This is a genomic window from Mesorhizobium sp. DCY119, from assembly GCF_003590645.1.
Taxonomy (GTDB): Bacteria; Pseudomonadota; Alphaproteobacteria; order Rhizobiales; family Rhizobiaceae; genus Mesorhizobium_M.
This window is the reverse complement of the sequence record NZ_CP031834.1, coordinates 4,655,845-4,665,000: the sequence shown is the minus strand read 5'-3', so window position 1 is coordinate 4,665,000 and position 9,156 is coordinate 4,655,845. Positions and strand designations below refer to the sequence as shown.

Genomic DNA, 9,156 nt, shown 5'->3' with positions numbered 1-9,156 from the left:
TACAAACAGATGGAGCCCGCAAGGGTGACATCGTACCTTTTGTATAATGGGTCAGCGACTTAGTGTGACGAGCAAGCTTAAGCCGGTAGGTGTAGGCGCAGCGAAAGCGAGTCTGAACAGGGCGTTCAGTTCGTCGCATTAGACCCGAAACCGAGTGATCTAGCCATGAGCAGGATGAAGGTAAGGTAACACTTACTGGAGGTCCGAACCCATAACTGTTGCAATAGTTCGGGATGACTTGTGGCTAGGGGTGAAAGGCCAATCAAACTCGGAAATAGCTGGTTCTCCGCGAAATCTATTTAGGTAGAGCGTCGACCGAATACCTCGGGGGGTAGAGCACTGGATGGGCTAGGGGTCCTCACCGGATTACCAAACCTAACCAAACTCCGAATACCCGAGAGTACTAGTCGGCAGACACACAGTGGGTGCTAACGTCCATTGTGAAGAGGGAAACAACCCTGACCAACAGCTAAGGTCCCCAAGTCATGGCTAAGTGGGAAAGGATGTGAGGATCCCAAAACAACCAGGATGTTGGCTTAGAAGCAGCCATCATTTAAAGAAAGCGTAACAGCTCACTGGTCTAAATAAGGGTCTTTGCGCCGAAAATGTAACGGGGCTAAAGCCATGCACCGAAGCTTTGGGTTTGATCCGCAAGGGTCAAGCGGTAGCGGAGCGTTCTGTAAGCTGATGAAGCCATACCCGTGAGGGGTGGTGGAGGTATCAGAAGTGCGAATGCTGACATGAGTAACGTAAGGGGAGTGAGAGACTCCCCCGCCGAAAGTCCAAGGGTTCCTGCTTAAAGTTAATCTGAGCAGGGTTAGCCGGCCCCTAAGTCGAGGCAGAAATGCGTAGACGATGGGAACCACGTTAATATTCGTGGGCCTGTGGGTAGTGACGGATCACGTGTGTTGTCAGGTCTTATTGGATTGATCTGGCGGCGAAGTGGTTCCAGGAAATAGCTCCCACTTATAGACCGTACCCGAAACCGACACTGGTGGACTGGTAGAGTATACCAAGGCGCTTGAGAGAACTATGCTGAAGGAACTCGGCAAATTGCACGCGTAACTTCGGAAGAAGCGTGACCCCTTTGCACGCAAGTGTATGGGGTGGCACAGACCAGGGGGTAGCGACTGTTTATCAAAAACACAGGGCTCTGCGAAGTCGCAAGACGACGTATAGGGTCTGACGCCTGCCCGGTGCTGGAAGGTTAAGAGGAGGGGTGCAAGCTCTGAATCGAAGCCCCAGTAAACGGCGGCCGTAACTATAACGGTCCTAAGGTAGCGAAATTCCTTGTCGGGTAAGTTCCGACCTGCACGAATGGCGTAACGACTTCCCCGCTGTCTCCAGCATAGACTCAGTGAAATTGAATTCCCCGTGAAGATGCGGGGTTCCTGCGGTTAGACGGAAAGACCCCGTGCACCTTTACTATAGCTTTACATTGGCATTCGTAGTGGCATGTGTAGGATAGGTGGTAGGCTTTGAAGCCAGGGCGCCAGCCTTGGTGGAGCCACCCTTGAAATACCACCCTTATCTCTATGGATGTCTAACCGCGGCCCGTTATCCGGGTCCGGGACAATGTATGGTGGGTAGTTTGACTGGGGCGGTCGCCTCCTAAAGAGTAACGGAGGCGCGCGATGGTGGGCTCAGAACGGTCGGAAATCGTTCGCTGAGTGCAATGGCATAAGCCTGCCTGACTGCGAGACTGACAAGTCGAGCAGAGACGAAAGTCGGTCATAGTGATCCGGTGGTCCCGCGTGGAAGGGCCATCGCTCAACGGATAAAAGGTACGCCGGGGATAACAGGCTGATGACCCCCAAGAGTCCATATCGACGGGGTTGTTTGGCACCTCGATGTCGACTCATCGCATCCTGGGGCTGGAGCAGGTCCCAAGGGTATGGCTGTTCGCCATTTAAAGCGGTACGTGAGTTGGGTTCAGAACGTCGTGAGACAGTTCGGTCCCTATCTGCCGTGGGTGTAGGAATATTGAAAGGATCTGTCCCTAGTACGAGAGGACCGGGATGGACGTATCTCTGGTGGACCTGTTGTGGCGCCAGCCGCATAGCAGGGTAGCTATATACGGACGGGATAACCGCTGAAGGCATCTAAGCGGGAAACCCACCTTAAAACGAGTATTCCCTGAGAGCCGTGGAAGACGACCACGTTGATAGGCCGGGTATGGAAGTGCAGCAATGCATGAAGTTTACCGGTACTAATAGCTCGATTGGCTTGATCGTTCTCATTTACCAATGCTCATCTGCGATGAGCATCCAGCTCTCCTGTCCTCATGGCCGTATCGCCTGGTTAACGCCAGGCTGGCCTCCGGACGGGGCGTGGCATAAGCCACGGCGTGCAGTCGCACGCTAGCGGGTGCATCGCTTGGTAAGTCGGCAGCGACTTGCAGCACAAAAGACAACTGGCTACGGCCTACAGCTTCTCGAAAATACATGCACTTTGCCGACCTGGTGGTTATGGCGGAGCGGCTGCACCCGATCCCATTCCGAACTCGGCCGTGAAACGCTCCAGCGCTGATGGTACTTCGTCTCAAGACGCGGGAGAGTAAGTCGCTGCCAGGTCTGCAAAGTGCATGTAAATCATCTTCTCCTAACGATAATGGCCCGCCAACGGGTACACCGGGCCGCGCAAGCGGCCCTTTCTGTTGGAAGACCATCGTAATAAGGTAAGCATCAGCTTACAAAAGACCGGCCAAAAGCCGAATAGTTGACGCAAGGGTGGAGCAGCGCCCCGTCCGCCCGCAGAAGCCAAAGGCTTCGAGGACGGACAAACCAAAAAGTCCGGGCTGCCCGGCCGGCTTAGCCGAATAGTTGACGCGGGGTGGAGCAGCCCGGTAGCTCGTCAGGCTCATAACCTGAAGGTCGTAGGTTCAAATCCTACCCCCGCAACCAACTTAATCCCAAAAAATCCGCACCACTAAAGCCGCACCACTACCGATCGCTGGCGGGAAGCTTCGCTTCCCTGGCAATGGTAGCTCCTCGTCCTGCGGACCATAACCTGAAGGTCGTAGGTTCAAATCCTACCCCCGCAACCAAATCAAAAACAAAACCCGCAGCACCCGCTGCGGGTTTTGTCGTTCTGCCACCCTCCAACAGCTCCACACCCCAATCCACAGATCCATCCGCCCCCAACGCAACAGCCACACGATGAATGAACGCGCCACCCTGTCGCCTTCGAAGCGGTCTTCCCCTGGCGATGTTGTATTCGCGGTAGCCTGCTTCATCCGCCCAGTAAGCTCAGGTTCGGTGCATATTGGCATTGGACTGGAGCGTTCACGCCGAGCTACGCGGTGAATGGATGGGGGTCCTCGACCTTGCCAGCCCCGAACCGGCCAAGCTTCACGCTCCTGCCTCGCGAACCAGCACCTTGAGAACCTGTCGCCAGGCACGGGCCAGCAGGCTCTCGGCGCGGCCGTCCAGCAGGAGCACGCCGCGCCAGGTCTGGGCCGGATCGCCCCGTTCGTCGACCGCGCGTGCGGTCACTGCATACTCCGCGGCGATAGGCACCAGCCGTTTGCCATCGGAGGCATGCACGGCAATCCGGCCGCCGAACTGCGAGGTCAGTTGCGGGATTTCGAGTTGCTGGGCGCCTGATATCGCAACCGATGCCAGGACTACTCTCAGCTTCGGTTGAGTGAGGTCGTCGGGAATGAACCAACCGGTCGATCCGGGTTCGATGCGGGCGCGGTCATTGCCGGACACGTAGCCGCGTATGACCGATCCGTCGTCGGCCGACAGGAAAGCGAGCTGCTCCTTGCGCGAAATCCATTGTCCCGGCGCGATTTCAGCGTTCATGTCGGCGATCCTGCCGTTGAAGGGAGCCTTGATGACGAGCTTCGCCTCACGCTGCGCGAGACCGTCGCGCTTTGCCACGAGGCTGCTCAGCTGGGTGGCGATCACGCCCCGCCCGGCAAGATCCTCTGCATCTGCGCCGATGCGGCCAATGCGCTGCTGCGCAAGGTCGATCTCGATTTCGGCCAGCCCGCGTTCCTGCGCCAGCGTGGGTGAAGAAATGACGAAAAGCACATCGCCTTTTCGCACCATGTTCCCACGCTTGGCATTTATCTCTTCGATGCGACCGGCTTCTTCGGCAAAGAGCCGCACAAACGTTTCCGGCAGGATTAGAGCAGGGGCGCTGACGCGGGTCGAAAGCGGCATGGCCGCGAGGACGGCGAGGCCTGCAACGATTGCGAGGGTCACATAGGTCCGGCGGCTTGCAAATATGTCGCTGCGCATGGCCCTCCACTCCTTGAGCTCCGACCAAACGGGGCGGATGATGAAAAACCCGATCTCGACGGCAAACAGCATCACGCCAACCAGCTTGATGGTGAAATGATAGACCAGCAGCGCAATGCCGAGATAAAGCGTCAGCCGATAGATCGCCGTGCAGATTGCATAGACCGTCACGATGGCATCGAGGCGCGGCGGGAACGGTTCCGGTGGCGGATAGCCGAGCCCGAACAGGAATTCGCGCAGCCGCCAGCGCATGTGGCGGAACGCCCTCGGCTGCAGGTTCTCAATGCCCAGCAGGTCCGCCAGCATGTAATAGCCGTCGAAACGCATGAACGGATTGGTGTTGACCAGCAGGCTCAACACCCAGCCTGCCGCCGCCAGAACGAAGACGGCGCTGCGCAGCGGGCCGTCGGGTATGAACGCCCAGAGGAACAGCGCAAAGGCTGCCACGCAAAGCTCGGTGATGACACCGGCCGAATCGATCGCCATGCGCGAACGGCGGGATTTGAGCTTCCACGCCTCGGTGACGTCCGTATAGAGCAGCGGCATCATCACCATGAAGGCAACGCCCATGGTCGGCACGCGGCAGCCGTGCCTATGCGCGACGTAAGCATGGCCGAGTTCATGCAGCGATTTGATCAGCACGATCGAGACGAGCGAGATCGCAGCGCCTTCGAACGAAAAGACATAAGGGAAGGTGCCGATGAATTCTTCCCATTGCCGCGAAACGAGATAGAGACCGGCCAGGCCGACAAGCGCGGCAAAGAGCAGGAAGCCGCGGCTGAACAGAAACGAGACATAGGGCCAAGTCGCGCGAATGAACGGCTCCGGCCTGACCAGCGGAATCCTGAAGAACAGATAATTGTGGATCAGTTGCATGAACAGCGAATGGCGTCGCTGCGAGGCATCGTAGAGCCCTCGCCATGATCCGGAGGCCGGTTGCGCCAGGAAAAAGTTTACGTCGAGCATGCGCAGCACCATGCCGACCTCTTCGGCGTCGGTCTGCCGGCCGAAACGGGCATTGAGGGTTCGGTTGAGCGCTCCAATGGTCGGACTGCGGTTCCATACCGAAAGCAACTGGAACATCTCGTAGGTGACGCGGAAGAAGCGATTGCGCAAAGGGTCAAGGACGACCCATACCGGCTCACCGGAATAACTGGTCCCGCCGCGCATGATCTGCAGGTCTTCGCGCAGGGGCGGCAGCGGGATGTCGGGCGCGTTCATAGGCCGAGCCGCTGCCTTATCGCGGCAATAGGGCGGCGGAACAGATAGTAGGCCAGCGGCACCTTTTCGCCGGAGACTTGCGCGGTTCCGCGAATGCCCAGCCGCAGATCGGTCTGGTTCTCGTCAATCGAGGCGTAGACGCGGTAGGCGAGAACGTTGCCTTCGATCAATTGCGCCTCGTAGGAAGCAGTCCGGACATGGGCGGTGATTGGGCGAAGTGGGTCGGAATCGAGAAATGCGCGCACCCTGGCGCCGGAGGTCACGGCGACCGCATCGGCCACGGGAACGTCGACGCGGATCTGTATTTTCTTAGGGTCCGCGATTTCCATCACGCGTTCGCCAGTGGAAACCGGCCGGCCGATCCAGTCCCGCTTGTCGGTGAATATGACGACACCTGAAGCGGGAGCGGTAACTTCGGTGCGCTTGAGAAGATCGCCGGCATAGTCTCGTTTTGCGGTGGCAAGAGACAGCTCCGTGCGCGTGACCGCGAGGTCGCCGCGCACCCGCGGATCTGCCACCGCACCTTGCGAAACCTGCTTGAGCTTGGCCTCGGCCACCTTCACGTCCTGCTCGGCGACAGCCAGTTCGTTGCGAAGTGCGGTGTCCGACATGCGAAGGAGAAGCTGGCCTTCCTGCACGCTGGCATTGGGATCGACCACGATCGAGTCGATAACGCCGTCGATTGGTGCTGCGACGATCCGTGGTTCGATCGGCGCGATTTCAGCAGGGGCCAGGACGGTAAGCGGCACGGGATAAAACCCCGCCGCGATCGCCGCCACCGCACCAACTGCGAGCCACGGTTTTAGACGAAACCGCCGCTTCAGCCGCCGTTCTCCCGTCAGCGCCGACCAAGCGTGGCCATAGGTTTCCGCCAGCCGCGCCGCGACGATCAGGTCCCCTTCGTTCCATGGCACTTCGCGGGCCAGAAGCATGCCGGCAAAGACGTGGCCATCCCGCAGTTTCAACGGCAGCCAGACGAGGAAGCGGTAGGGGAACGATTTGTGTTCGTCATCGTCCGGCGGACAATAGGCCGGCAGCACGAACTCACGCTTGCCGTTCAGGCCGGCGTCGGCTTCGAGCGCTCGCACGATACCTTCGATCCAGCGGATGCGCGGTGAGTCCCGCTCGACCTTGCCGATCGAAGACACCGCTTCAACCCTCTGCCGGGCGCGTTTGTTGGCAAAGACGAATATCTGCCGCGCGCGGGTTAGCCGGAGTGTTTCATTGGCGATGAGGAAGACCAGCTCGCCGACAGTCTCGGCCCGCCGGGCTTCCGCCTCGATCTTCAGCAACAGATCGAACGCCTGCTGGTTCGGCGGTTGCTGGGGGCCGAGGGGGGGCTTCGCCTGAATCAAGGTCGGTTTGGCCTGTGCAGGCTGCGGTCCGCCTTTCTCAGCCATCGGGCGCCTTGAACTTCGCCGGTCCGCTCATTCCGGGCAGCACGCCGTTCGTATTGCCGGTGAAGCGGCCGATCACCTTGACGGTCTGACTGACGGGGTCGACGACCGCAGCAATGCGCGATACCTCGGCCGGCAAAGAACCGCCGGTTTCCTCGATGCTGAAATCGAAACTCACACCAGGCTTCAGCCATTTCAGCCACAGTGACGGCAACAGCATCTCGATTTCCAGCTCGGACTGGCCGACGATCTGCATGATGGGCTGCGTGCGGTCGGGGATCTCATAAGCATGGGCGCGCATCACCGCAACGCGGCCGTCGAACGGCGCCTTGATGGTGCAGCGGGAAATCTTGCTTTGATAGGCCTCGACCATCGCCGCAGCCTGATCGGCCTTGGCCTTTGAGAGCTGAACCTCGAATTTGCCTGCGGCGTTCAGCTTGGCGAGGCGGGAGTTGTTCTCATAAGTGATTTGTTCCGCCCGCAGTTGCGCTTCGGCAGAGTTCAATTCGGCCGTGAGGTCGCCGCAGTCGAATGTCGCAAGTATGTCCCCCTTCTTGAAGGACTGACCCTCGCGAAACGGCAGCGTCTCGACGCGAAAACCGAGATCGGTGGAGATCCAGGCTTCATCTACCGAACGGACAATGCCGCGGACGGACGTTTCCTCGTTCTGGGACGATGCAGGCAACGCGACCATCAAGCCGACAAGCAATGCCGAGGCAAAGGCGTAGCGTGATGCAATCATGCTTTAGGCTCCTCCCTCATCAACGACTGCCTTCTACTGCAGGCCTGCAACCTCCGTGCCGGCTTTTGCTCCACGCTCGATCCACATGCCCTTGAGCTTTTCGGCAATGACAGCGACGCTTTCGTCCGTACTCAGATTTGTCGGGAACGGATTGAGGCCCAGCGAAGCGTAGACATTGGCGTAGGCGTTCTGCAGGTCGGCATAAGCCATATCCAGCTTGGCATCGGCGAGCAGGGCGTTCATCTCCTCGCGGATCAGCACCTGTTCGCTGGTGCGCTGCGCTGCCGTCTCGGCGCGAACCTGGGTGAGGATGCGATGAGACACATTGGAGAGTGCTGCTGCCGTGCCGTAGGATTTTTGCAGATGAGCGTAGCGGACGCGGCTGATATGGACTTGCGTCATGATCGCCATGGCGACTGAAAGCGACCTTGCGTCAAGGGCTGCCTGTTGTGCTTCCACTTTCTTCATTACCGCCGGCATCGTTGCCAGCTTCATGAGGTTCCAACTGACCTTGGCGCCCCACGATACCCAATCGTTCGAAGAGATGAACTTGTTGGAGTCGTAGTTCACACCGGCATAAAGGTTGAAACTCGGCAGCAGGTCGAGCAGTGCCGCGTCGACTTCCTTCTCGTTGATGCGCATGCGGTAGGCGACTTCACGCATCTCCGGCCGGTTGGTTACAGCGATCTGGAAAAGGTCGCCTGATTTACCGGGAAGGCCAAGCTTTGTCGTACGGCGCTTGGGAACGGCCAATGTGTAGTTCGAGCCGGGGGTCACATTCATCAAAGCCGCAAGCTGGCTTTTGGAGACCTTCAATTCGCCTTCGAGAAGTTCGATCTCCCGTTGAACCTGGATGAGTTCCCGCTCGTAGGTCAAGGCAACGAGCGGTGAGCTTTCACCGCTGCTTGCCAGCCGGCGCGTATCTCTCAGTGCGCCGGCAACGCGGCCCTCGAGCGCGCGCATGCGACCGACAAGGCGCTCATAGCTGACCGCGCGCCAGTAAGCCGTGCGGACATCCTCAATCACCCTGTTCACGATCTTGCGCTTCATCTCCTCCTGGATGAGCGCCTCGTCAGCAGTCTGCTTTGCCCGAACATATGAGAGACCGAAGTCGAGAATGTTCCAGGAGAAGGTCAGGTCGTCGGTGAAGATATCCGGATCGCGCGTGGACGGCGTGCTCGAATCAGGGTCGGTGCGGCCCGCATAGCCGGAGTTCGCAACGAGTTTCGGTAGTGCTGAATAGTTTGCAAGGTCGAGTTCGCGGACCTTGAGCGCCGCCTCCATGATCTCGACTTTCGTGTCCAGGTTGTATTTCAGAGCCCGGGCCATTGCCTCGTAGAGGCTGATAGAACCGGTGACCGGCTCCTGGTTGGCTGTCGCACGGATAAGTCTTTCGCTGGCGAATGCGAGATTTTGATCCTCGGAAAGAGGCTCCATCTTCAACGCGCAACCAGTCGCCAGCAAGCCGGCGGATAGCGCCAATATCTGCAACCTCAACGCGTCGAACCCCGGTTCTGACCCCGCCCGCCCTGAGCTAAGCCCGTCCCCC

At 58.9% G+C, this 9,156-nt stretch carries 4 protein-coding genes, 1 tRNA gene and 2 rRNA genes (1 of these 7 only partly in view); 3 read left to right on the top strand and 4 right to left on the bottom strand.

Annotation, left to right across the window (positions count from 1 at the left end):
* The 3 genes from DZG07_RS22800 to DZG07_RS22790 form a co-directional block, all read left to right on the top strand.
* A 23S ribosomal RNA gene (locus DZG07_RS22800) occupies positions 1 to 2,234 on the top strand; it begins 578 nt to the left of the window's first position.
* Positions 2,235 to 2,458: 224 nt separating this feature from the next.
* Positions 2,459 to 2,573 (top strand): 5S ribosomal RNA (gene rrf / locus DZG07_RS22795).
* Positions 2,574 to 2,826: 253 nt separating this feature from the next.
* A tRNA-Met gene (locus DZG07_RS22790) sits at positions 2,827 to 2,903 on the top strand.
* Between the two features lie 447 nt (positions 2,904 to 3,350).
* Here the strand turns inward: DZG07_RS22790 and DZG07_RS22785 are convergent.
* From DZG07_RS22785 to DZG07_RS22770, 4 genes are read right to left on the bottom strand one after another with little or no spacing between them, the layout of a single operon-like run.
* The gene (locus DZG07_RS22785; RefSeq protein WP_119821045.1) at positions 3,351 to 5,468 is read right to left on the bottom strand and encodes an HlyD family efflux transporter periplasmic adaptor subunit; all 2,118 of its coding nucleotides are present in this window, start codon (positions 5,466 to 5,468) and stop codon (positions 3,351 to 3,353) included.
* Positions 5,465 to 6,868: an HlyD family efflux transporter periplasmic adaptor subunit gene (locus DZG07_RS22780; RefSeq protein ID WP_119821043.1), complete on the bottom strand. Its 1,404-nt coding sequence runs from the start codon at positions 6,866 to 6,868 to the stop codon at positions 5,465 to 5,467. The genes DZG07_RS22785 and DZG07_RS22780 overlap by 4 nt, the downstream gene beginning before the upstream one ends.
* Complete coding sequence (locus tag DZG07_RS22775) at positions 6,861 to 7,607, bottom strand: efflux RND transporter periplasmic adaptor subunit (RefSeq protein ID WP_119821041.1); 747 nt, start codon at positions 7,605 to 7,607, stop codon at positions 6,861 to 6,863. The genes DZG07_RS22780 and DZG07_RS22775 overlap by 8 nt, the downstream gene beginning before the upstream one ends.
* 33 nt (positions 7,608 to 7,640) lie before the next feature.
* Positions 7,641 to 9,044: a TolC family protein gene (locus DZG07_RS22770; protein WP_119822001.1), complete on the bottom strand. Its 1,404-nt coding sequence runs from the start codon at positions 9,042 to 9,044 to the stop codon at positions 7,641 to 7,643.
* Positions 9,045 to 9,156 lie beyond the last annotated feature (112 nt).

Excerpts from the sequence above, each read along its gene's own strand:
- DZG07_RS22770 (WP_119822001.1), bottom strand. The coding sequence starts at position 9,044 with ATGGAGCCTCTTTCCGAGGATCAAAATCTCGCATTCGCCAGCGAAAGA.
- DZG07_RS22780 (WP_119821043.1), bottom strand. The coding sequence starts at position 6,868 with ATGGCTGAGAAAGGCGGACCGCAGCCTGCACAGGCCAAACCGACCTTG.
- DZG07_RS22785 (WP_119821045.1), bottom strand. The coding sequence starts at position 5,468 with ATGAACGCGCCCGACATCCCGCTGCCGCCCCTGCGCGAAGACCTGCAG.
- DZG07_RS22775 (WP_119821041.1), bottom strand. The coding sequence starts at position 7,607 with ATGATTGCATCACGCTACGCCTTTGCCTCGGCATTGCTTGTCGGCTTG.